This window comes from Pseudomonas oryziphila (assembly GCF_003940825.1).
In the GTDB taxonomy this organism is placed as follows: Bacteria; Pseudomonadota; Gammaproteobacteria; order Pseudomonadales; family Pseudomonadaceae; genus Aquipseudomonas; species Aquipseudomonas sichuanensis.
Genome location: NZ_CP034338.1, coordinates 145,813 through 167,651 on the forward strand (window position 1 = coordinate 145,813; position 21,839 = coordinate 167,651).

Below are 21,839 nucleotides of genomic sequence, written 5' to 3' on the forward strand. Positions count from 1 at the left end.
AGCAAATTGCCTGTTCAAAGGAGTCTGACTGGATCATGAGCACCAAACCTTCCCTCACCCTCACCCGATTGGACGTACAGCGTCTCGAGCGCCTGATCGACAGCCTCGATGAAAGCACCCCGGGTGTGCTCGCCCTGCAGGACGAGCTGGACCGCGCCGAGCAGGTGGTCGGTCACGAAGAGGTGCCGGCTGGCGTGGTGACCATGAATTCGCGCGTGCACTGCCGTGAGATCGCCAGCGGCAAGGACTATCACCTGACCCTGGTTTATCCGAAGGATGCCGGCCCCGAGGGCAATGTCTCCATCCTGGCGCCGATCGGTTGTGCGTTGCTGGGGCTGTCGGTGGGTGACCAGATCGACTGGCCGGCCCCCGGTGGCAAGACCCTCAAGCTCGAACTGCTGGCCGTGGAGTACCAGCCGGAAGCAGCGGGTGACTTCGACCTCTGACGCGGCCCTTGGGCCTCAGGGCTCCAGCGCCGCCTGCAGTTGCTCCAGGCCATCGTTCAAGGCCTGCTCAAGCTCGCGCTTGTAGCGCAGGCACAGGCTCGTCGAGCCTGGGTCGTCGCCCAGCAGATCGGACAGGTCCAGGTCGGTGATATAGCAGCGGTAGCTGCCGGCGCTGTGGCGCTGGCGCAGGATCTGCCGGGCGGCCACGGCATACAGCTGGTCGCCGTGTTCCAGCTCGGAAAATTCCTGCTGATCGCAATAGAGCGTGACGTGCACGGCGCCGCCCGCACCGCCCTGCACAATCGCCTGGACCTCGTAGTAAGGCTGGCTGCGGCCGTCCAGCGGCGCCTGGCGTGGCTCCAGGCTGCGAGCCTTGCCCAAGCCTGAAGGCAGCAACTGGCAATAGGCGATCTCCAGCGACGCTTGCTGCAGGCTCTCCAGTGGCAGTTGGGCATCGCGGCGCATCACCATCGACCGCAGAAAACGATGCAGTGGCAGCAACAGGTGTTGCTCGTCCTGCAGCACCACGCGCTGCTGCCACAAGACGTTGTGCTCATCCAGTACATACAGGTCGGCCCAACCATCGAGCAGGCGGTAGAACACCTGGATACAGCCTGGCCGGCCTTGCTCGAGGACCAGCGGCAGGTCGTGGTCCTGCAGGGCGTTGGCATCCAGATGCAGTGGGCTGTAGGCGCTGCGGACCTCGCCCAGTGCCGCCAGCACGGCATCCTGGTCGTCGAGGGTGGCCAGGGTGACCTGCCCCGGCAGCAGCTCCAGTACATGGGTGTGCTGGGCCACCTGAAGCAGGTAACGGTGGTTGAGGCCTTGATCGAGCAGCCGTTGCGCGGTCGCGAAGATCTCCTCTACCCGCTGGCTGATGGCCTGGGCGCGGTTGTGGCAGTAGCAGCGCACCCGCACCCGCGGGCGGTGGTTACGCCGGCCGAGGCTGTTGAGGTGGTCGCGCAGGCAACGCATCAGGGCATGCTCGCCGTCATAGCGCTGCACCAGCACCTCGTTCCAGCTGTTGAGGGTGATCTGGTCGAGGGTCAGCACCAGGTTTTCGCGCACCCCGGCGTAACTGAGCGAGTCGGTGCGCTCGGTGGTCATCAGGATGTTCAGGTCGCGGTGATGGCGCAGCGGGTCGACAGCGACGTTGACCAGCAAAAGGATTTCGTCGGCCACGCTCGGTTGCAGCAGGCGGGCTTCACTGACCGTCTCCAGCGGCAGCACGATGCTCTGCTGCAGGCTGCCGATCAGGTTGAACAGCTCGAAATCATTGAGATCGCTGACACCCGGGTGCAAGGCGATCCGCGTGCTGCCGTCGATCACCCCGTTGCGGTGGGCCCAGGTGAGCAGTTCGAGCAGTTCGCGGCAGCGCTTGATCGGGCTGAAGTGCTCCCATTCGTGCACTCCCAGGTTGCCGTTGTACAGCCCCCAGTGATGCGTGCCGGGCTCCTTGCGGTTGGCCGACTGCACCAGGGTCAGGGTGTCTTCGGCCAGGTCCGGGGCGATGCCCGGATTGATCACCTCGATCTTCCCGGCGCGGCGCTCGAAGGCGGCGTACAGGCGCCGGCCGAGCACGTTGAGTTCGCGCGGGTCGGCGCGGCTGTCGGCCTGTTGGTTGCGGGCAAACTCGCTGAGGAAGCGGTAGCTGTGGTTCAGTTCGGCCACCAGCTCACGGCGCTCGACGGCCACCTGGCGCACCTTCCATTGGCTGCGGCTGTCGAGCAGGGCCAGTTGGCGCTCGTCCCAGCCCCACTCCTCGGCCAGCTTCGCCAGCAAGCGGCGTTGCCAGCCACCGCTGCGCGAGGCGAGGTTGCTGAGCTTCTTGTTCACTTTCAGGTAAAGGCTGCGCCGCACCCGTTCCAGGCGGGCGGTTTCGCCGCGTTGCAGCAGGTAACTTTCGATGCGCCGATAGACCATCACGTAGGGGTCGAGCGCGTCCAGCTCCAGGTGGTTGGCGAACACCGCCTGCTTGAAGTCCAGGCTCAGGCAGCGCACCTGTGGGTGTTCGCTGGCGTAGACCTCGGTGAGCAGCAGCTTGAGCAGTGACTTGTAGGGCGAGTCGATGCCCTTGAACAGCTGCCACAGCCCGGCGCCAACGTATTCCTCCTGGGGAATGTGCGCCAGGTGGCCCAGGTCGATGTCGTCACGGGCCCGAATGAAGCGCTTGGACAGCAAGGTCTGGGTGTAGTCGCGGTAATTGTGCTCCTGGTAGACCGGCACCAGCCACCACAGCGGGGTGCGCCCGGCCAGCCAGATGGCGGTGCGGTAGAACTCGTCGAGCAACAGGTAGTGCTGGGTGGTGCCGCAGTCGTCCGAGCTGAGCTGGCTGTCGCGCGCGCCCTGGACGAAGCCCTGCGCATCGATGAGGAAGCAGTGCACCTCGGCCCCCTGGCTGGCCGCCCAGGCTTCGAGCAGCTGGCATTTGCGGCGCAGTTCGCCCAGGGCCTGTTCGCTCAGGTCCGGGGCGTGGCACACCCACACGTCCATATCGCTTTGCTCGGCCTGGGCCAGGGTGCCCAGGCTGCCCATCAGGAACAGCCCGTGGATCGGTTGCGGTGGGTTGCCGTGGCGGGCCTTGTAGGTGAACGAGCGGGTCAGGCGCTGGGCTTCGGCCAGCAATTCGGCGTCTGGCTCGAAACCCGAGACACCTGCGGGTGTAGTACTCGAGACATAGCCTGGCAACAGAGGGTGGTTGACGTGGAAGAACAGCGGCAACAGCGTGATCACCTGTTGCTGGCGCGTCGACAGACCCTCCATGGCGCGCCCCAGACGCCCCTGGCTGACCTTCAGAAAGCGCGCGCGCAGCCGCGACAGCTCCTTGCGGTCGATGCCTTGGGCGATATCGGGGCGAATTTCGTGAGGGTGGTTCATTGCGCACTCAGGCGGGCTGCGGAGCAGTGGCGAGTTTAGCCTGAGTGGTGCGGTCGGATAAGGGGTTGCTGGCTTTTTGGCGTCAGATTTACAGCGCCAGTTTGCGGCGCATCGTGGGGCAAGCCCGCTCCCACCAGACGTGGCAGCGGGCTCGGCGAAATCAGGCCGGCTGTGGTGTCTTGAGGATGTTCAGGAGCAACCGGACGCTTTCGGCGGCATCGTTGCCCAGGCTGGTGAGGTAGCCACCATCAGGCTGGTCGGTGAGCTCTTTGTCGTACAGGCGCTGGGCTGCGGCGATAAGGGCGGGGGAAGCGGTGCTGCCTACCTTGATGCCTTCCTGGTGATTGTCCAGGTTGAACAGGGCGAGCACTTCCAGTTCGGCGATCAGTTCGGGGGTGAAGGACATAGGGCGACTCCTGACTTCCAGACAAGGATGAAGTCAGGAGTGTAGTCAGGGTTACTCGATATCGCCTTGATCCGCCTCAGGTGGCAGCTCCGGCAGGGCGCGCAGGGCGGTTTCGTACCACTGGGTGTCGAACGGGCGGTCCTCGTCGAGCATGGCGTCGATCTCGATGGCCAGCACGTGGGCCATGAGGTTGAGGATGTCTTCACGTTCGTAGCCGACCAGGGTCAGCTTGTTGAACGTGGCCTTGGCCGCGGGCGGTTCGCCGCTTTCGATCTGGTTTTCGATGGCCTGGGTCAGTGTGGCCTCGGCGAAGTCTTCTTCATCATTGCTGTCGATGTCTTGGGGTTCGCTCATGGCGGTGCTCCTGTGGTGAGGCGCACAGTGTGCCATGCCCGCTTCGGCAATGCCCGGCCATCGACCGCGCCCATGACGCTGGCCATGGTTGGGGAAGGGCGCTATAACAGCCCGGCCATCCCCACACGGCCTGGAGGCTGTCTCAATGCTCAAGCTTCATGGATTCGCGGTCAGCAACTACTACAACATGGTCAAGCTGGCGCTGCTGGAGAAAGGCTTGCCGTTCGAAGAGGTGCTGTTCTTCGGCGGCCAGGCGCCCCAGGCCCTGGCGGTGAGCCCGCGCGGCAAGGTACCGGTGCTGCAGACCGAGCATGGTTTTCTCAGCGAGACCGGCGTGATCCTCGACTACATCGAGCAGACCCAGCCCGGCAAGGCGCTGCTGCCCGCCGATGCCTTCGGCCAGGCCAAGGTCCGCGAGCTGCTCAGGGAAATCGAGCTGTATATCGAGCTGCCAGCCCGTACCTGCTATGCCGAGGCGTTCTTCGGCGCGGCGGTGGAGCCGCTGATCAAGGAGCGGGCGCGGGCCGACCTGCTGGCAGGCTTTGCCACCCTCAAGCGCAATGGCAAGTTCGCGCCGTATGTGGCGGGTGAGCAACTGACCATCGCCGACCTGATGTTCTGCTTCTCGGTGGACCTGGCCTGCCTGGTGGGCAAGAAGGTGCTGAACATCGACTTCCTGGAAGACTTCCCGCAAGCGAGGGCGCTGCTCGACAAGCTGCGCGAGAACCCGCATATGGCGCGGATCGTGGCGGACAAGGACGCGGCGATGCCGGCGTTTATGGAAATGGTCAAGAGCGGCAAGCGCTAAGGCCTGAAACGATCGCGGGGCAAGCCCGCTCCCACGCAGCCTTGCACGGGCTGCGTGGGAGCGGCGGTGCGCCGATGCGACTTGCCCCGCGATTGGTCCTACGGCTGATCGCTTAACGCGAAGCCAGCAGCTCTTTGCCGCGCACCACGGCCGCACGCACCTGCGCCGGCGCGGTACCGCCGATGTGGTTACGGGCATTGACCGAGCCTTCCAGCGTCAGTACGGCAAACACATCCTGCTCGATCTGGTCGCTGAACTGGCGCAGCTCGTCCAGGCTCATCTCGGCCAGGTCCTTGCCGGTGTCCACGCCATACTTGACCGCATGGCCAACGATCTCGTGGCAATCACGGAACGGCAGGCCACGGCGCACCAGGTAGTCGGCCAGGTCAGTGGCGGTGGAGAAACCGCGAAGGGCCGCTTCACGCATGATCGCGTGCTTGGGCTTGATCGCCGGGATCATGTCGGCAAAGGCACGCAGCGAGTCGCGCAGGGTGTCGGCGGCGTCGAACAGCGGCTCTTTGTCTTCCTGGTTGTCCTTGTTGTAGGCCAAAGGCTGGCCTTTCATCAGAGTCAGCAGGCCGGTCAGGGCGCCGAACACACGGCCGCTCTTGCCACGCACCAGCTCGGGTACGTCCGGGTTCTTCTTCTGCGGCATGATCGAGCTGCCGGTGCAGAAGCGATCGGGCAGGTCGATGAACTGGAACTGGGCGCTGGTCCACAGCACCAGCTCTTCGGAGAAGCGCGACAAGTGCATCATCGCGATGCTGGCGGCAGCGCAGAATTCGATGGCGAAGTCACGGTCCGAAACGCCATCCAGCGAGTTGCCGGCCACGGCTTCGAAGCCCAGCAGCTTGCAGGTCAGCTCACGGTCGATCGGGTAGGTGGTGCCGGCCAGTGCGGCGCTGCCCAGGGGCATGCGGTTGGCGCGCTTGCGGCAATCGACCAGGCGCTCGTAGTCACGGCTGAGCATTTCGAACCAGGCCAGCAGATGGTGGCCGAAGGTCACCGGCTGGGCGGTCTGCAGGTGGGTGAAGCCGGGCATGATGGTCTCGGCTTCGCGCTCGGCCTGCTCCAGCAGGCCCTGCTGCAGGCGGGTGATCTCGGCCAGGATCAGGTCGATCTCGTCGCGCAGCCACAGGCGGATGTCGGTGGCCACCTGGTCGTTGCGGCTGCGGCCGGTGTGCAGCTTCTTGCCGGTGATGCCGATGCGGTCGGTCAGGCGTGCTTCGATGTTCATGTGCACGTCTTCCAGGTCGACGCGCCAGTCGAAACTGCCAGCCTCGATCTCGCCCTGGATGGTCTTCAGGCCATCGATGATGGTGTCGCGCTCGGCATCGCTGAGCACGCCGACCTGCGCCAGCATGGTGGCGTGGGCGATCGAACCCATGATGTCGTGGCGGTACAGGCGCTTGTCGAAATCGACCGAGGCGGTGAAACGGGCGACGAAGGCGTCGACGGGCTCACTGAAGCGGCCGCCCCAGGACTGATTGGTCTTGTCGGTGCTCATGGATTCACTCGTTGAAGGCGTGAACGAAAAAAGTGCCGCGATCATAGCAGGGTTGCGCCCGCCACCGCAGGGGCGCTGGTCGAGAGAATCGTCTGATATAGAGGGCGCATGGCAGATTCAACGATTGAACGGCAGTGTTCCACGGACCGTCTACAGTTGGACAAAGGACTGGCGGTGAATCTGCCAGGCCAGTGAATCTTTGGCCTTCGCACCGGTCTGTAGCGTGACCGCTTACCAGTCACCCCACACCTGTCTACGCTATACCCGTGCGAGACTCACTCAGGAATCCAGCGCAATTATGAATGTCCTGATCGTTGATGACGAACCCCAAGCCCGTGAACGCCTGAGCCGGTTGCTCGGCGAGCTGGAGGGCTACACCGTGATGGAGCCCAGCGCCACCAACGGCGAGGAGGCCCTGGCATTGATCGAGAGCCTCAAGCCCGACGTGGTGTTGCTCGATATCGGCATGCCGGGCCTCGATGGCCTGCAGGTCGCCGCGCGGCTGTGCGAGCGCGAGGCGCCGCCTGCCGTGGTGTTCTGCACCGGCGATGATGAATACGGCAGCCAGGCTTTCAAGGAAAGCACCCTCAGCCATGTCGACAAGCCGATCCAGCCCCAGGCCCTGCGCGACGCGCTGCGCCGCGCCGAAAAACCCAATCGCGCCCAGCTGGCGGCGTTGACTCGGCCTGCCGGTGAAACCGGCGGCCCACGCAGCCACATCAGTGCCCGCACGCGCAAAGGCATCGAGCTGATCCCCCTGCCGCAGGTCATCTATTTCATCGCTGATCACAAGTACGTCACCCTGCGCCACGAGGCCGGTGAAGTCCTGCTCGATGAACCACTCAAGGCGCTGGAGGACGAGTTTGGCGAGCGCTTCGTACGTATCCACCGCAACGCCCTGGTCGCCCGCGAGCGCATCGAGCGCCTGCAACGTACGCCGCTGGGGCATTTCCAGCTCTATCTCAAAGGCCTGGACGGTGACGCGCTGACCGTCAGCCGGCGCCATGTGGCCGGTGTGCGCAAGATGATGCAGTCGTTGCACTGAGAGCTTCCCGTACTTTCGCGGGTAAACCCGCTCCCACAGGCCTGCGATCAACCCTGTGGGAGCGGGTTTACCCGCGAAAGAACCAGCACGGATTGATGATCTGAATCTGCGGGCACAGCAGGAGGAGCTGTTATCATCAGCGGTATTTCTCTGGCTCGGGGCGTTTCATGTCCACTCGCGAAATCCGTATTGCCACCCGTAAAAGTGCCTTGGCCCTGTGGCAGGCCGAGTATGTAAAAGCCCGCCTGGAACAGGCCCATCCTGGCCTCTTGGTCACCCTGGTGCCGATGGTCAGCCGCGGCGACAAGCTGCTCGACGCGCCGCTGGCGAAGATCGGCGGCAAGGGCCTGTTCGTCAAGGAACTGGAAACCGCCCTGCTCGACAACGAAGCCGACATCGCCGTGCATTCGATGAAGGACGTGCCCATGGACTTCCCCGCAGGCCTGGGCCTGTATTGCATCTGCGAGCGTGAAGACCCGCGCGATGCCTTCGTTTCCAATACCTTCCAAAGCCTCGACGCACTGCCGGCCGGCAGCATCGTCGGCACCTCCAGCCTGCGTCGCCAGGCCCAGTTGCTGGCGCGCCGCCCCGACCTTCAGATCCGTTTCCTGCGCGGCAACGTCAACACCCGCCTGGCCAAGCTCGACGCCAGCGAGTACGACGCCATCATCCTCGCCGCCGCCGGGCTGATCCGCCTGGGCTTCGAGGACCGCATCACCGACACCATCAGCGTCGACGACAGCCTGCCGGCCGGTGGCCAGGGCGCGGTGGGCATCGAATGCCGCAGCGCCGACAGCGAGATCCATGCGCTGCTGGCGCCGCTGCACCATGTCGATACCGCCGACCGGGTGGTTGCCGAGCGTGCCCTGAACAAACGCCTGAACGGTGGTTGCCAGGTGCCCATTGCCTGCTACGCGGTGCTCGAGGGCGAACAGTTGTGGCTGCGTGGCCTGGTCGGCCAGCCATCCGGCGGCACCCTGCTGGTGGCCGATGCCCGCGCTCCGCGCGCCAATGCCGAGGCGCTGGGCGTGCAGGTTGCCGAGGACCTGCTCGGCCAGGGCGCCGAGGCGATCCTCAAGGAAGTCTACGGCGAGGCCGGCCACCCGTGAGCCCCTGGCGCCTGCTGCTGACCCGCCCTGAAGAGGACTGTGCGGCACTGGCGCAGTCATTGGCCGAGGCGGGCATTGCCAGTGCCAGCCTGCCTTTGCTGGCGATTGAAGCGATCGCGCCGGACCCGGCGCAGCTGCATCGCCTGCGCGGCATCGCCCAGGCGCAGGCGATCATCGTGGTGAGCAAGCCGGCTGCGCGCCTGCTGCTCGACCAGCTCGACCAGGCCGGCATCGCGCCACCGCCCGAGGGCTGGTTCACGGTGGGCGAGGCGACGGCGCGGATCCTCCAGGGCCGCGGGTTGCGAGTAAGCTTCCCGGCGACCGGTGATGACAGCGAGGCCCTGCTCGCCCTGCCGGCCCTGCGCGAGGCCATCACGCGGCCTGTGCCCCGTGTCCTGATCGTGCGTGGCGTGGGAGGTCGCGAACTGCTGGCCGAGCGTCTTGCAGAGCAAGGTGCTAGTGTCGATTATCTGGAACTGTATCGCCGCTGCCTGCCGCACTATCCGGCGGGCACGCTGGCGCGTCGGGTCGATGGGGAACGCCTCAATGGCCTGGTGGTCAGCAGTGGGCAGGGTCTTGAACACTTGCAACAGATAGCGGGAACGGACTGGCCACGGCTTTCACGCCTGCCCTTGTTCGTGCCCAGCCCGCGGGTCGCTGAACAGGCCCGCGCGTTGGGCGCCCGACAGATTGTGGATTGCCGTGGCGCCAGTGCCGCGGCCTTGCTGGCAGCCGTGCAGCAAACTGCTGTACCTGCCCCTTAAGGCGCTAAGCTTGAGCGATGCGCCGCCATGCAAAGGATGGATACGTGAGCGAAACGGTCTTGCCCCACACTGAACAGAAATCGGTGCCCGAGGCGCCGGAAATCACTACCGCACCTGCTCGACGCTCTGGCAGCGGCGTGGCGGTGCTGGCCCTGCTGCTGGGCGCCGCCGGGGTCGCGATCGGCGGCTGGGGTGCCTGGCAGGTGCGCCAGCTGCAAGGCAGCGAACAGGGCCAGGGCGAGCATCTTCAGGCGCTCAACCAGCGCGCCGATGCGTTGCAGCAACGCGAGCAGCAGCTCACCGCACAACTGGCCAGCCTGCCCGCAGCCAGCGAGCTGGAGGACCGCCGGCGGCTGGTGGCGCAACTGCAGGGCGACCAGCAGCGGTTGAGCCAGCGCCTGGAAACCGCTCTCGGCGAAAGCCGCAAGGAATGGCGCCTGGCCGAGGCCGAACACTTGCTGCGCCTGGCCACGCTGCGCCTTTCGGCACTGCAGGACATCGCCAGCGCCAAGGCGCTGGTCGAGGGTGCCGACGAGATCCTTCGCGAGCAGAGCGATCCAGGGGCTTTCGCCGCCCGCGAGCAACTGGCGCGCAGCCTGGCCACGCTCAACAGCACCCAGCAGCCAGACCGCACCGGGCTGTTCCTCAAGCTCGCCGCCCAGCGTGAACAGGTGCAGCAGCTCAGTGCCCAGTCGCCGGAATTCGACAGCCAGGCCGATGCCATGGGCGCGCTCACCGCCGACGGTGACGGCCCCAGCCGCTGGTCGCAGTGGTGGGCGGAGCTCTCCAAGTACTTCCAGATCGAGTTCAACGCCGACGACAACGTGCGCCCGCTGCTCTCCGGTCAGTCGCTCAACCAACTGCGCCTGGCGCTCAGCCTGACCATCGAGCAGGCCCAGTGGGCTGCACTCAACGGCGAGGCCAAGGTCTACAACCAGGCGCTGGACGATGCGCGCAGCGTGCTGCTGGCCAACTTCAACCCGGACAACCCGCAAAGCAAAGCCATGCTCGACAGCCTCAACCAGCTGGCCGAGCAACCGGTGTCGGTGGTGACCCCAGACCTCAGCGAAAGCCTGGCCGCCGTGCAGGCCTACATCCAGCGTCGCCACCTGCCGGCCGAAGCTGAAGGGGCCAAGCCATGAAGCGCGTCTACCTGCTGGCGGTGCTGGCGATCGTCGTCGCCGCGGCGCTGGGCATTGCCATCGCCAAGCACAGCGGCTACGTGCTGATCGCCTACGGCGGCTTCCGCTATCAGTCGGGGCTGTGGGCGGCACTGGGGGCGCTGGTCGGCATCGTTGTGTTGCTGCTGGTGCTGCGCTACCTGGTGGGGCTGGTGCTGACCTCCAGTGGCGTGGTCAACCCCTGGTCGCGGCGTAACCGTGGCCGTCGTACCCGGATCGCCATCGAGCAAGGCCAGCTGGACCTGGCCGAAGGTCGCTGGAGCAGCGCCCAGCGCCACCTGCAGCGCGCCGCCGAATCCGAACGGCAACCCCTGCTTTACTACCTTGGCGCCGCCCGCGCCGCCAACGAGCAGGGCCGGGTCGAAGACCGCGACAACCTGCTCGAGCGAGCACTGGAGCGTCAGCCCCAGGCCGAACTGGCCATTGCCCTCACCCATGCCCAGTTGCAGATGGACCGTGGTGAAAGCGAAGGTGCGCTTGAAGCGCTGCAGGCCATGCAGGAGCGTCATCCGAACAACGCCCAGGTGCTGCGCCTGCTGCAGCGCCTGCACCTGGAGCGCGATGATTGGCCGGCGCTGATCCGTCTGCTGCCCGACCTGCGCAAGCACAAGGTGCTGCCGGCCAACGAGCTGGCCGAGCTTGAGCGGCGCGCCTGGGGCCAGAACCTTGGCCTGGCGGTGACCCGTGGTACCGACCCACAGACCGCGCGCCAGGCGCTGGAGCGTGCCTGGCAGCAGCTCACTGCGGCGCAGCGCCAGGAGCCAGGGCTGGTGCTGGCCTACGCCGAGCAGCTGCGCCAGCTGGGTGCCCAGGGTGAGGCCGAGCAGGTGTTGCTCGGCGCGCTCAAGCGCAATTACGAAAGCCACCTGGCGCGCCTTTATGGCTTGGTGCGCGGCGATGACCCGGCGCGTCAGCTGCAGGCTGCCGAGGGCTGGTTGAAAGACCATTCGCAGGACCCTAGCCTGCTGCTGACCCTCGGCCGCCTGAGCTTGCAAAACCGCTTGTGGGGCAAGGCCCGCGATTACCTGGAAAGCAGCCTGCGGCTGCAGCGCAACCCGGAAACCTGCGCCGAACTGGCGCGGCTGCTGGCCGGGCTGGGCGAGACCGAGCGCAGCAACCAGCTGTTCCAGGAGGGTTTGGGGCTGCTCGATGAGCGCCTGCTGGCCCTGCCGCTGCCCGAAGGCGTTCAGGCCTGACCACTTGCCAAGCCCGTACGCTGGTGCGGGCTTGGCGGGTGGTTCACATCTTCATGTGACCAAGCGATTTTTCCCCGTCAGCCGCCGGATTATTCCTACCTTCCACAGCATTGATTCGTTGCCAATCAGCGACTTGTCTCTGCTGTAGCGCCTTGATACAAAGCGCCCCTTTCCTCTACCGTTTCAAGTCACTTTTTCCTCTTGCGGACATCCATAGCCCATGTCGCTGGCCTGCTTGCGCAGCTTGTTCCTTCCCGCTTTCCTGGCCTCGTTTGCCGTGCTCGTGGCGTCGTTTCGCCTGGAGTCCGTCGTTGGCCTGGTACCCTGCGCCCTGTGCTTCAGCCAGCGCCTGATGCTCGGGCTGTACGCGCTGATCAGCCTGGTGGCAGTCATCCATTTGCCGGGGGTACGTGGCCTGCGCGGTTATGCGTGGCTGACGCTGCTGTGCGCGCTTGGCGGCGCGCTGCTGGCCGGGCGGCAAGTCTGGTTGCAAGGCGAGCCGCTGCCGGTGGTGGATTGCCAACTGCCGATCACGCATCTGATGCAGCGGCCAATTGGCGAAATCGCCAGGTTGCTGTTGCTCGGTAGCCCGGATTGCGTATCCATCAGTTGGAGCTTCCTCGACCTGACCTTGCCGGAGTGGAGCCTGCTGGCATTCCTGTTGTTGGCCGCACTGCCGCTGTCTTGGCTGCTGGCGTTTCGGCTGCGCCAGGGCGCGGCGGGTTGATCCAACGCAATGCACAAGGTGTTGCTCGACCAACGGTGTGTAGGAAGGGTATTAAACGCTTGTATGAACTTTGTGTGCTGCGTACCTTGAAGGCCAAGTCGCACGGGAATAATCTCCCAGCACGGATACCGAAATCACAACTGCCCGATGCCGTCCTGCTGATGTCACCTTTGTGCCACGCACTTGTGTCGCGAGGTGCAGCGGCATCTACCCAGAAGGGAAGAGATCGCCATGCTCGATAGTTGCCAGAACGCCCAGGAACGCTGGGGCGGTGTTCACAAGCTGATCGATCGTTGGCTGGAGGAACGCCAGGAATTGGTGCAAGCCTTCCGCGCATTGCGCGATGCCAAGCCGGCCTTTGCCGACAAGGACCAGAACCGTGATTTCTGCGGGGTGCTGGTCGACTACGTGTCAGCCTGGCACTTCGAAGTCAGCGAGCAACTGGTCAGTGAAGCCAAGGCCTTTGGCGACACCCGCGGCCTGGAGCTTGCCACGCAGATCAACCCCCGCATCGATGAAAGTACCCAGATTGCCCTGGCTTTCAATGACCATTGCGACAAGGGCGAATGCACCGACCCCGAGCGCTTCGCCGAGAAGCTCGGCAAGCTGGGCAGCCTGTTGCACGAGCGTTTCGAGCTGGAAGACTGCCTGATCGAAGTGCTGCACAACGCGCACAAGGCCGAGGACGCGGTGCAGGCCTGATTCAGTCGGCCACGGCCAGCAGTTCGATCTCGAACACCAGGGGGGTGTAGGGCGCGATCAGGTCGCCCGCACCTTCGGCGCCATAGGCTTGCGCCGAAGGGATCACCAGCCGCCATTTCGACCCCGCCTTCATTTTTGGCAGTGCCACCTGCCAGCCCTCGATGACCGAGCCGAGCTTGAACCACTGCGGTTTCTCGCTCTGGTCGAACACTGTGCCATCCGGCAGCTTGCCCACATACCGCACCTGCACGCTGCCGCTGGCTTTGGGTTGCGCGCCGGCGCCGCTGGCCAGCTCGCTGTAGAGGATGCCCTCGGGCAATTCGTGTACACCCGCACGCGCACGTTCCGCGGCCATGAAGCGCTTTTCTGCTGCCAGCAGCGTGTCCACCCGGGCCTGCTCTGCAGCCGCGCTGGCCTGTTCATCGTGCTGTTGCAGAAGCGCCTGCATGCGTGACTTGGCCACCCGTGGTGGTTCGCCCTGATAAGCCTGGCGCAAGCCTTCGACCAGCGCATCGAGTTGCAGGCCCGGCACTTCCTGGCGCAGCCGTTCGCCCAGGCTGGCGCCGATGCTGTAGGCCAGGTCGTTGTCGGTATTACTTTCGGGGGCGGCCAGCGCAAGCGGGGCCGCCAGGCACAAGCCGAGCATCAGATAACGTGGCATGGTCGAGTCCTGCTGCAGTGAGGGCGAAGTATGCCAGCCTTGTTGGCGGAATATGTGCAAATGTCCGCAATACAATAATGACCAACTACACTTGTTTTTTGCTGCAAGACAACAACTTTGCCCAGGCATGCAACGCGGCGCTACTGATACTGTCAACATGCCCTAGCGGCAGTAGCAGCAGAAGCATAGTATGAGCCGCACTCTCGTCAGCCAGGAGGTAAATCATGTCGGCTAAAAAGAAGCCAGTCAGTACGCCATTGCACCTGCTTCAGCAACTTTCGGGCAGCCTGCTCGAACATCTGGAAGATGCCTGCTCTCAAGCGCTGGCGGATGCCGAGAAACTGTTGGCCAAGTTGGAAAAACAACGTGGCAAGGCTCAGGAAAAACTGCACGGTGCCCGTCTGAAGTTGCAGGACGCTGCCAAGGCCGGCAAAGCCAAGGCACAAGGCAAGGCACAGAAAGCCGCTGGTGAACTTGAAGGGCTGCTCGAATCGCTCAAGGATCGCCAGGCCCAGACCCGTACTTATATTCAGCAACTCAAGCGTGATGCCCAGGAAAGCCTGAAACTGGCCCAGGGTGTCGGCAAGGTGCGCGAAGCGGCGGCCAAGGCACTCGACCTGCGCGCGGCGGCACCAAAAGCTGCTGCCAAGCCAGCCGCCAAGCCAGCCGCCAAGCCTGCAGCAGCAAAAGCCCCGGCCAAAGCCGTCGCTGCCAAGCCAGCCGCCAAACCTGCTGCTGCCAAAGCCCCGGCTAAAGCTGCTGCTGCCAAGCCAGCCGCCAAGCCTGCAGCAGCAAAAGCCCCGGCCAAAGCCGCCGCCAAGCCAGCCGCCAAACCTGCTGCTGCCAAGGCCCCGGTCAAAGCTGCCGCCGCCAAGCCAGCCGCCAAACCTGCTGCTGCCAAAGCCCCGGTTAAAGCTGCCGCCGCCAAGCCAGCCGCCAAACCTGCTGCTGCCAAGGCCCCGGCCAAAGTTGCCGCCGCCAAGCCGGCCGCGAAACCTGCTGCCGCCAAAGCCCCGGCCAAGCCAGCCGTAGCCAAGGCACCAGCCAAACCGGCCGCCAAGCCCGCTGCCGCCAAAGCGCCAGCCAAGCCTGCCGCCGCCAAAGCCCCGGCCAAACCCGCTGCCGCCAAACCTGTCGCCAGCAAGCCAGCGGTGCCTGCCGGCAACGCAGCACCTGCCGCAGCGGCCAGCCCGGCTACACCAGCAGCACCCGCCAGCACCCCGGCTCAGTCGCCGTCCACGGCCTCCTGAAGCTCCCGGGCCGCGACGCGCAGCTGTTGCAGCGCGTCGTGGTCATGGGCCTGGGCCGGTGCAAGCCGGCTCAACCATCCTTCGCTGTCGCCAGCTACAGCAGGCCACGCCTGCGCCACTAGCGCCAAACGCTCCAGCAGTGTGCGTTCAGCCTGTAACTCCAGCGCCTTCACGTGTTCGCGCAGCACGGCCAGTTGCGGGTCGGCCAGTGCGTGTTCGCGCCATTGTCGGCGCAGTGCCCGCAGCGGCATGACCACCTCCCGCTGCCAGGGGCCGGCCACGGCCTGCAGCGCCTGGATGCGTGTTTCGTCAACGGCCACAGACTGCGCCTGCAGCCAGGTACCGCAGAGCAGCAGGCAAACATCGCCGCCCAGCTCCTGCAGGGTCAGGCAGGCGGCTTCGACGCCCGGCCGCGCATATAGCGCCAGGGCATGATTCCACAGGTCGGTGTGCATGGTTTCACTCGCGCTAGTGGTCAACGAAGCTGGTAGACTCCGCGACCATCATGATCAGACTATCCAACCTCACTTTACAGCGTGGTCCGCAGCGCCTGCTAGAAGGCGCCGAGATGACCCTGCACACCGGTCACAAGGCCGGCCTGATCGGCGCCAACGGCGCCGGTAAATCCAGCCTGTTCGCCTTGCTGCGCGGTGAGCTGTCGCCCGATGGCGGCGACTGCCTGCTGCCGGGCGACTGGCGCATCGCCCACATGCGCCAGGAAGTCGATACCCTCGAGCGCATCGCCGTGGACTATGTGCTCGATGGCGACGTGCGCCTGCGCAAGGTCCAGGCCGAGCTGGCGGCTGCCGAGCAGGCGCACGACGGTACCGCGCTGGCACGCCTGCACAGTGAGCTGGACAGCGCCGACGGCTACACGGCCGACGCCCGTGCGCGCAAGCTGCTGGCCGGCCTTGGTTTCACCAACGAGCAGATGGACCGCCGCGTCGGTGACTTCTCCGGTGGCTGGCGGATGCGCCTGAACCTGGCCCAGGCACTGATGTGCCCGTCCGACCTGCTGCTGCTCGACGAACCGACCAACCACCTCGACCTCGATGCCATCCTGTGGCTGGAAGACTGGCTCAAAGGCTACCCGGGCACGCTGCTGCTGATCTCCCACGACCGCGACTTCCTCGACGCCGTGGTCGACCATGTGCTGCACGTCGAGCAGCGCAAGCTCAATCTCTACAAGGGCGGCTACAGCGCCTTCGAGCGCACCCGCGCCGAACGCCTGGCGCAACAGCAGCAGGCCTACGAGAAGCAGCAGGCGCAGCGCGCGCACATGGAAAAATACATTGCCCGCTTCAAGGCCCAGGCCACCAAGGCCCGCCAGGCGCAGAGCCGGATCAAGGCCCTGGAGCGCATGGAAGAGCTGACGGCGGCGCATGTCGATTCGCCGTTCGACTTCGTCTTCCGCGAGTCGGAGAAAATTTCCAGCCCGTTGCTCGACCTGTCCGAAGCCCGCCTGGGCTATGGCGACAAGGCCATCCTCGAGAAGGTCAAGTTGCAGCTGGTGCCAGGCGCGCGCATCGGCCTGCTTGGCCCCAACGGCGCGGGCAAGTCGACGCTGATCAAGAACCTCGCCGGTGAGCTGCAGCCGTTGGCCGGTCGCCTGGTGCGCGGCGAGAACCTCGCCGTCGGCTACTTCGCCCAGCACCAGCTCGACTCGCTGGACGACAAGGCCAGCCCGCTGCTGCACCTGCAGCGCATCGCGCCAACTGAGCGTGAGCAGACGCTGCGCGACTTCCTCGGTGGTTTCGACTTCCACGGCAACCGTGTCGACGAGCCGGTGGTCAACTTCTCTGGTGGCGAGAAGGCCCGCCTGGCCCTGGCGCTGATTGCCTGGGAACGGCCCAACCTACTGCTGCTCGATGAACCCACCAACCACCTCGACCTCGAAATGCGCCTGGCCCTGACCATGGCCCTGCAGGAGTTCGAAGGTGCCGTGGTGGTGGTCTCCCACGACCGTCACCTGCTCAAGAGCACCACCGACGACTTCCTGCTGGTGGCCGACGGCAAGGTCGACACCTTCGACGGCGACCTCGACGACTACAGCCGTTGGCTGGTCGAGTACCGCCAGCGCAACGCGCCCGTCAGTACTGCGCCGGTCAATCCGGACAAGACTGACAAGAAGGCTCAACGCCAGGCCGCTGCCGCCCTGCGTCAGCAGTTGGCGCCGCACAAGAAAGCCGCCGACAAACTCGAAACCGAGCTCAACCAGGTGCATGCACAGCTGGCGGAAATCGAGGCCGCGCTGAGCGACAGCGGGCTGTACGAGGCCGCGCGCAAGGATGAGCTGCGCGACCTGCTGGCCCGCCAGACCAAGCTCAAGCAACGCGAAGGCGAGCTGGAAGAGGCCTGGATGGAGGCGCTGGAAACCCTGGAAAGCATGCAGTCCGAGCTCGAGGCGCTGTCCTGATGGAGGAGCTGCGTTCCTTGCTGCCAGGGCAATGGATGGACACGTTCTGGTTGGGGTTGCAGATCCTGCTGATCCTGATCGTTGCGTTCGTCCTGCAACGCATGGTCGCCCGTGGGCTGAAGAGCCTGGGCGAACGCTACCCCTTGCCGCACGAGCTGATGGTGCCGGTGCGCGGTGCCCTGCGCTGGTTGATCATGGGCAGCGGCTTGCTGTTCGTGCTGGAGCGCATGGGCGTGTCCGCCACGGTGCTGTGGACGGCCTTGTCGGGCTTTGTTGCAGTGGCGGCGGTGGCCTTCTTCGCCATCTGGAGCGTGCTTTCCAACCTGCTGTGCGCGGTGCTGATCTTCACCGTCGGGCCATTTCGCATCGGCGATGTGGTCGAGCTGGTCGACACCACCGACAAGCCAGGGGTGAAGGGCCGGGTGATCGCCATCAACCTGCTCTACACCACGCTGATGGAAACCCCCGAGGCGGGCGGGGCGCTGGTGCAGGTGCCGAACAGCCAGTTCTTCCAGAAGGCCGTGCGGCGCTGGCGTGGTGCCGAGGCTTCGGTGGCACTGCAAGAGGCACCTGTCGAGAGCGACTGACAGGGCGCTGCTTGTTGCAATCGCGGGGCAAGCCCGCTCCCACGCGTTATCCAGCGTGGGAGCGGCGGTGCGCCGATGCGACTTGCCCCGCGATCGTTTCAAGCAGAAAAACCACTGGTTATTTTTTCGCCAAAACCGTAGCTTAACGTTTTGTAACAATCGTTCGAGCGAGGTGTGTGATGTCGATGGAAACCTGGTTGGCCTTCTTTGCCGCGTGCTGGGTCATCAGTCTGTCGCCGGGCGCCGGGGCCATTGCCTCGATGTCCAGCGGCCTGCAGTACGGTTTCTGGCGTGGCTATTGGAACGCCTTGGGCCTGCAACTGGGCCTGATCCTGCAGATCGCCATCATCGCCGCCGGTGTCGGCGCTGTCCTCGCCGCCTCGGCCACCGCCTTCCAGCTGATCAAGTGGTTCGGTGTCGCCTACCTGGTTTTCCTCGCATACAAACAATGGCGTGCACTGCCGTTGGACATGAGCGACGAGTCCGGCGTGCGGCCAATCGGCAAGCCGCTGAGCCTGGTGTTCCGCGGCTTTCTGGTCAATGTCAGCAACCCCAAGGCGCTGGTGTTCATGCTCGCGGTGCTGCCGCAGTTCATCGACCCCCATGCACCGCTGCTGGCGCAGTACCTGGCGATCACCGTGACCATGATCAGCGTCGACCTGCTGGTGATGGCCGGCTACACCGGGCTGGCTTCGCGGGTGCTGCGCCTGCTGCGTACGCCCAAGCAGCAAAAGCGCATGAACCGTACCTTCGCCGGCTTGTTCATCGGCGCGGCGACCTTCCTCGCCACGCTGCGCCGCGCGCCGGTCTAAGTCACTTTTGCGGTGGTCGGTCGACCAGCCCCTTGAGCAGGTCGATCGGCAACGGGAAGACGATGGTCGAGCTCTTGTCCCCGGCGATGGAGCCCAGCGTCTGCATGTAGCGCAGCTGCATCGCCCCGGGTTCCTTGCCCAGCATCTGCGCCGCCTGCATCAGCTTCTCCGAGGCCTGCAGCTCACCCTCGGCGTGGATCACCTTGGCCCGCCGCTCGCGTTCGGCTTCTGCCTGGCGGGCGATGGCGCGGATCATCGACTCGTTCAGGTCGACATGTTTGATCTCGACGTTGGCCACCTTGATGCCCCAGGCATCGGTCTGGGCGTCGAGCACTTGGCGGATGTCGCCATTGAGCTGTTCGCGCTCGGCCAGCAGTTCGTCCAGCTCGTGTTTGCCAAGCACCGCGCGCAGGGTGGTCTGGGCCAACTGGCTGGTGGCCGCGAGAAAGTCCTCGACCTGGATGATCGCCTTCTGTGGGTCGAGCACACGGAAGTACAGCACCGCGTTGACCTTGACCGATACGTTGTCGCGGGTGATCACGTCCTGCGGTGGCACGTCGAGCACCACGGTGCGCAGGTCGACCCGCACCATCTGCTGTATCCCCGGGATCAGGATGATCAGCCCCGGGCCTTTGACCTGCCAGAAGCGCCCAAGCTGGAACACCACGCCGCGCTCGTATTCGCGCAGGATGCGCAGCGCCGACAGCAGCAGTAGCGCCACCAGTACGAGCAGTGTGCCGAAACCGAATTGCATGAACATCGTCACTCTCCTGACGCTGTTGGCGCGGTGGCGCTGACTTCCAGCATCACGCCATTGCGTGCGGTCACCCGCACATGCTGGCCGGGTTGCAGTGGCGTGGCGCACTGCGCCTGCCATTGTTCGCCCTGGGCCTGTACCGAGCCGTGGAAGGGGTTGTCCGCCTGCACGAAGGTCACCGTGACCAGGCTGCCCACCAGCCCGGCGTCACCACTGACCAGGGCTCTGCGGCGTGCCTTGATCGCCATGCCCAGCACGCCACCGAGCAACAATGCCGAGAGCACGGCCAGGCTGGCGATCAGCGCCAGCGGGATGCCGAAGCCGGGGGCGTCGGTGTCCATCAGGATGACGGCGCCAGCAATGAACGCGACGATGCCGCCGAAACCGACCACGCCGAAGCTGGGCAGGAACGCCTCGGCGACCATGAACGCCAGCCCGAGCAGGATCAGCGCCACGCCGGCATGGCTCACCGGCAGCAGCTGCAGCGCATACAGCGCCAGCAGCAGGCAGATACCGCCGACCACCCCGCCGACCCCTGTGCCAGGGTTGATGAACTCGAACAACAGGCCGTACACCCCGATCATGATCAGGATCAGCGCCACGCTGGGGTTGGTGATCACTGCCAGCAGGCGCGTGCGCCAGTCCGGCAGGTGCTCGACCACAGTGGCGCCGACAGTGTTCAGTTGTACGGTCTGGCCGGCGGCAACCAGGCTCTGGCCATCGAGCTGGCGCAGCAGTTCCGGCAGGTCGCTGGCCACCTGATCGATCACTTTCAGGCGCAGGGCCTCGCTGGCCGACAGGCTGACCGCCTCGCGCACGGCCTTTTCCGCCCAGTCGGCATTGCGCCCGCGCAGCTGGGCCAGGCCACGGATGTAGGCGGCGGCGTCGTTGACCTGTTTACGGGCGAGGGTGTCTTGGTTGTTGTCGGCGGCCTTCTCGGGGCTACCCGGCATGCCGATCTGCACCGGCGTGGCGGCGCCCAGGTTGGTGCCGGGGGCCATGGCCGCGATGTGGCTGGCGTACAGGATGTAGGTGCCGGCGCTGGCCGCCCGGGCACCGCTGGGGGCAACGTAGGTGGCCACCGGCACGGGGCTGGCAAGGATGGCCTTGTTGATCTGGCGCATGGCGCTGTCGAGCCCGCCGGGGGTGTCGAGGCGGATCACCAGCAATTGCGCGCCCTGCGCCTGTGCCTGTTGCAGCCCGCGCAGCAGGTAGTCGGCGCTGGCCGGGCCGATGGCGTCGTCGATGCTCAGCAGCCACACACTGCCCCCGGGCGCGGCTTGCCCACCCGGGGCAAAGCCGAGCAGCAACAGCAACAGCAACACGCGCCAGCCGTGAGCGATCACCTGTCGTCACCTCATGGGGGCCTGTAATTGAAGTTTAGCTGTGGCCGTCTGGCTGCGGCCTAAACTTGTGGATGGGGGCGAAACCGGAGGTGCATCATGCGTATGGCCAAGACCCTTCAGCAGCGCCTGGACCAGGCCAACTGCGATTACGACATTGTTCCCCATCCACATTCGGCCACCAGCCTTGAGTCAGCCCGCACGGCAGGCGTACCTGCTGAACGGGTCGCCAAGTCGGTGATGCTCGATGACCGCCATGGCAACTACATCATGGCCGTGCTGCCGGCCAACCGGCATCTGGACATGACCGAGGTGCGGATGAGCGGCGCCTGGCAGCTGACCCGTGAAAGTGCGCTACCGATGCTGTTCGGTGATTGCGAACGTGGCGCCGTGCCGGCACTGGGGGATGCCTATGGCATAAAAATGCTGCTCGATTCGAGCCTTACCCGCCAAGGTGATGTCTATCTTGAGGCGGGTGACCACGATCACCTGATTCACATGAGCATGGAGCAATACTTGAAACTGGTGCCGCACGCTGAAGTGCGCGAACTGAGCTGATGCTCACAACCAACGCCGGGCTGGCGTCGTGGACGATCGGCCCGGCCCAAGGAGTGAACCATGGAAGCGCCGATCCATAAGTTTTCCGAACTGTTCAAGCAACTGGGCCTGCCCGACGACCCTGTCGGTATCGACCAGTTCATCACTAGCCACTCTCCCCTCAAGGGTGATGTGAAGCTGGTCGACGCACCCTTCTGGAATGATGCCCAGCGAGGCTTTCTGAAGGACAGCATCAATGAGGATGCCGACTGGGCGGAGCTGTTCGATCAGCTCAATGAAGCCTTGCGTCGCCCCCGTAAATAAAGCGCCGAGCGGCACCTGATGGGTGACGGG

The 21,839-nt window shown here is 65.1% G+C and carries 23 protein-coding genes; 15 read left to right on the forward strand and 8 right to left on the reverse strand.

Features of this window, described 5'->3' with window-relative positions:
* Positions 1–35: 35 nt before the first annotated feature.
* Positions 36–446: a nucleoside diphosphate kinase regulator gene (gene rnk / locus EJA05_RS00735; RefSeq protein ID WP_125462126.1), complete on the forward strand. Its 411-nt coding sequence runs from the start codon at positions 36–38 to the stop codon at positions 444–446.
* A gap of 15 nt (positions 447–461) precedes the next feature.
* On the opposite strand, the gene EJA05_RS00740 is transcribed toward rnk, so the two are convergent.
* From EJA05_RS00740 to EJA05_RS00750, 3 genes are all read right to left on the reverse strand, one after another.
* A complete protein-coding gene (locus EJA05_RS00740) occupies positions 462–3,323 on the reverse strand; it encodes a class I adenylate cyclase (protein WP_125857049.1) in 2,862 nt (953 codons plus the stop codon).
* 160 nt (positions 3,324–3,483) lie between these two features.
* Entirely contained in the window at positions 3,484–3,729 is a 246-nt protein-coding gene (locus tag EJA05_RS00745) for a TIGR02647 family protein (protein ID WP_125462128.1), read from the reverse strand.
* A gap of 51 nt (positions 3,730–3,780) precedes the next feature.
* Positions 3,781–4,083: a hypothetical protein gene (locus tag EJA05_RS00750; protein WP_125857050.1), complete on the reverse strand. Its 303-nt coding sequence runs from the start codon at positions 4,081–4,083 to the stop codon at positions 3,781–3,783.
* 145 nt (positions 4,084–4,228) lie between these two features.
* On the opposite strand from EJA05_RS00750, the gene EJA05_RS00755 reads away from it, so the two are divergent.
* Positions 4,229–4,891, forward strand: coding sequence for a glutathione S-transferase (locus tag EJA05_RS00755; protein WP_125857051.1), 663 nt, complete (start codon positions 4,229–4,231; stop codon positions 4,889–4,891).
* Between the two features lie 112 nt (positions 4,892–5,003).
* On the opposite strand, the gene argH is transcribed toward EJA05_RS00755, so the two are convergent.
* Entirely contained in the window at positions 5,004–6,398 is a 1,395-nt protein-coding gene (gene argH / locus EJA05_RS00760) for an argininosuccinate lyase (protein ID WP_110995743.1), read from the reverse strand.
* A gap of 298 nt (positions 6,399–6,696) precedes the next feature.
* Here argH and EJA05_RS00765 point away from each other — a divergent pair, with 298 nt between their 5' ends.
* From EJA05_RS00765 to rsd, 7 genes are all read left to right on the forward strand, one after another.
* Positions 6,697–7,443, forward strand: coding sequence for a LytR/AlgR family response regulator transcription factor (locus EJA05_RS00765; RefSeq protein WP_125462130.1), 747 nt, complete (start codon positions 6,697–6,699; stop codon positions 7,441–7,443).
* A 167-nt stretch (positions 7,444–7,610) separates the two neighbouring features.
* Positions 7,611–8,552 carry a hydroxymethylbilane synthase gene (hemC, locus tag EJA05_RS00770; RefSeq protein WP_125857052.1) on the forward strand — a complete coding sequence of 314 codons (942 nt, stop codon included), beginning with the start codon at positions 7,611–7,613 and terminating at the stop codon, positions 8,550–8,552.
* The gene (locus EJA05_RS00775; protein ID WP_125857053.1) at positions 8,549–9,316 is read left to right on the forward strand and encodes a uroporphyrinogen-III synthase; all 768 of its coding nucleotides are present in this window, start codon (positions 8,549–8,551) and stop codon (positions 9,314–9,316) included. Before hemC ends, EJA05_RS00775 begins: the two co-directional genes overlap by 4 nt.
* 44 nt (positions 9,317–9,360) lie before the next feature.
* Positions 9,361–10,458, forward strand: coding sequence for a uroporphyrinogen-III C-methyltransferase (locus EJA05_RS00780; RefSeq protein ID WP_125857054.1), 1,098 nt, complete (start codon positions 9,361–9,363; stop codon positions 10,456–10,458).
* Positions 10,455–11,693 (forward strand): heme biosynthesis HemY N-terminal domain-containing protein, encoded by a 1,239-nt coding sequence (locus tag EJA05_RS00785; RefSeq protein WP_125462134.1) that lies wholly within the window; start codon positions 10,455–10,457, stop codon positions 11,691–11,693. Before EJA05_RS00780 ends, EJA05_RS00785 begins: the two co-directional genes overlap by 4 nt.
* 220 nt (positions 11,694–11,913) lie before the next feature.
* Entirely contained in the window at positions 11,914–12,420 is a 507-nt protein-coding gene (locus tag EJA05_RS00790; RefSeq protein WP_125857055.1) for a disulfide bond formation protein B, read from the forward strand.
* Positions 12,421–12,651: 231 nt separating this feature from the next.
* Positions 12,652–13,122 (forward strand): sigma D regulator, encoded by a 471-nt coding sequence (gene rsd / locus EJA05_RS00795; protein WP_110995736.1) that lies wholly within the window; start codon positions 12,652–12,654, stop codon positions 13,120–13,122.
* Between the two features lies 1 nt (position 13,123).
* Here rsd and EJA05_RS00800 read toward each other — a convergent pair whose 3' ends face one another.
* Complete coding sequence (locus EJA05_RS00800; RefSeq protein WP_125462136.1) at positions 13,124–13,783, reverse strand: FKBP-type peptidyl-prolyl cis-trans isomerase; 660 nt, start codon at positions 13,781–13,783, stop codon at positions 13,124–13,126.
* A gap of 224 nt (positions 13,784–14,007) precedes the next feature.
* Here EJA05_RS00800 and EJA05_RS00805 point away from each other — a divergent pair, with 224 nt between their 5' ends.
* Positions 14,008–15,033, forward strand: coding sequence for an AlgP family protein (locus EJA05_RS00805; RefSeq protein ID WP_125857056.1), 1,026 nt, complete (start codon positions 14,008–14,010; stop codon positions 15,031–15,033).
* On the opposite strand, the gene EJA05_RS00810 is transcribed toward EJA05_RS00805, so the two are convergent.
* Positions 15,009–15,488, reverse strand: a complete 480-nt coding sequence (locus EJA05_RS00810; protein ID WP_125857057.1) for a TIGR02444 family protein — start codon at positions 15,486–15,488, stop codon at positions 15,009–15,011. The two genes, EJA05_RS00805 and EJA05_RS00810, sit on opposite strands and share 25 nt — an antisense overlap.
* Positions 15,489–15,538: 50 nt before the next feature.
* Between EJA05_RS00810 and EJA05_RS00815 the strand changes: the two genes are divergently transcribed.
* The 3 genes from EJA05_RS00815 (at position 15,539) to EJA05_RS00825 (ending at position 18,848) form a co-directional block, all read left to right on the forward strand.
* Positions 15,539–17,449, forward strand: a complete 1,911-nt coding sequence (locus EJA05_RS00815) for an ATP-binding cassette domain-containing protein (RefSeq protein ID WP_125857058.1) — start codon at positions 15,539–15,541, stop codon at positions 17,447–17,449.
* Complete coding sequence (locus EJA05_RS00820) at positions 17,449–18,036, forward strand: mechanosensitive ion channel family protein (RefSeq protein ID WP_125857059.1); 588 nt, start codon at positions 17,449–17,451, stop codon at positions 18,034–18,036. The genes EJA05_RS00815 and EJA05_RS00820 overlap by 1 nt, the downstream gene beginning before the upstream one ends.
* 179 nt (positions 18,037–18,215) lie before the next feature.
* Positions 18,216–18,848, forward strand: a complete 633-nt coding sequence (locus EJA05_RS00825) for a LysE family transporter (protein WP_125462141.1) — start codon at positions 18,216–18,218, stop codon at positions 18,846–18,848.
* A gap of 1 nt (position 18,849) precedes the next feature.
* Here the strand turns inward: EJA05_RS00825 and EJA05_RS00830 are convergent, their stop codons facing one another.
* Both EJA05_RS00830 and EJA05_RS00835 read right to left on the reverse strand, forming a co-directional pair.
* On the reverse strand, positions 18,850–19,608 hold the full coding sequence (locus EJA05_RS00830) for a slipin family protein (protein ID WP_125462142.1): 759 nt from the start codon (positions 19,606–19,608) through the stop codon (positions 18,850–18,852).
* 2 nt (positions 19,609–19,610) lie between these two features.
* Positions 19,611–20,951, reverse strand: coding sequence for an NfeD family protein (locus tag EJA05_RS00835; protein WP_125857060.1), 1,341 nt, complete (start codon positions 20,949–20,951; stop codon positions 19,611–19,613).
* Between the two features lie 96 nt (positions 20,952–21,047).
* Between EJA05_RS00835 and EJA05_RS00840 the strand changes: the two genes are divergently transcribed.
* Both EJA05_RS00840 and EJA05_RS00845 read left to right on the forward strand, forming a co-directional pair.
* The gene (locus EJA05_RS00840; RefSeq protein WP_125857061.1) at positions 21,048–21,506 is read left to right on the forward strand and encodes an aminoacyl-tRNA deacylase; all 459 of its coding nucleotides are present in this window, start codon (positions 21,048–21,050) and stop codon (positions 21,504–21,506) included.
* 60 nt (positions 21,507–21,566) lie between these two features.
* The gene (locus EJA05_RS00845) at positions 21,567–21,809 is read left to right on the forward strand and encodes a DUF2789 domain-containing protein (RefSeq protein WP_125857062.1); all 243 of its coding nucleotides are present in this window, start codon (positions 21,567–21,569) and stop codon (positions 21,807–21,809) included.
* Positions 21,810–21,839 lie beyond the last annotated feature (30 nt).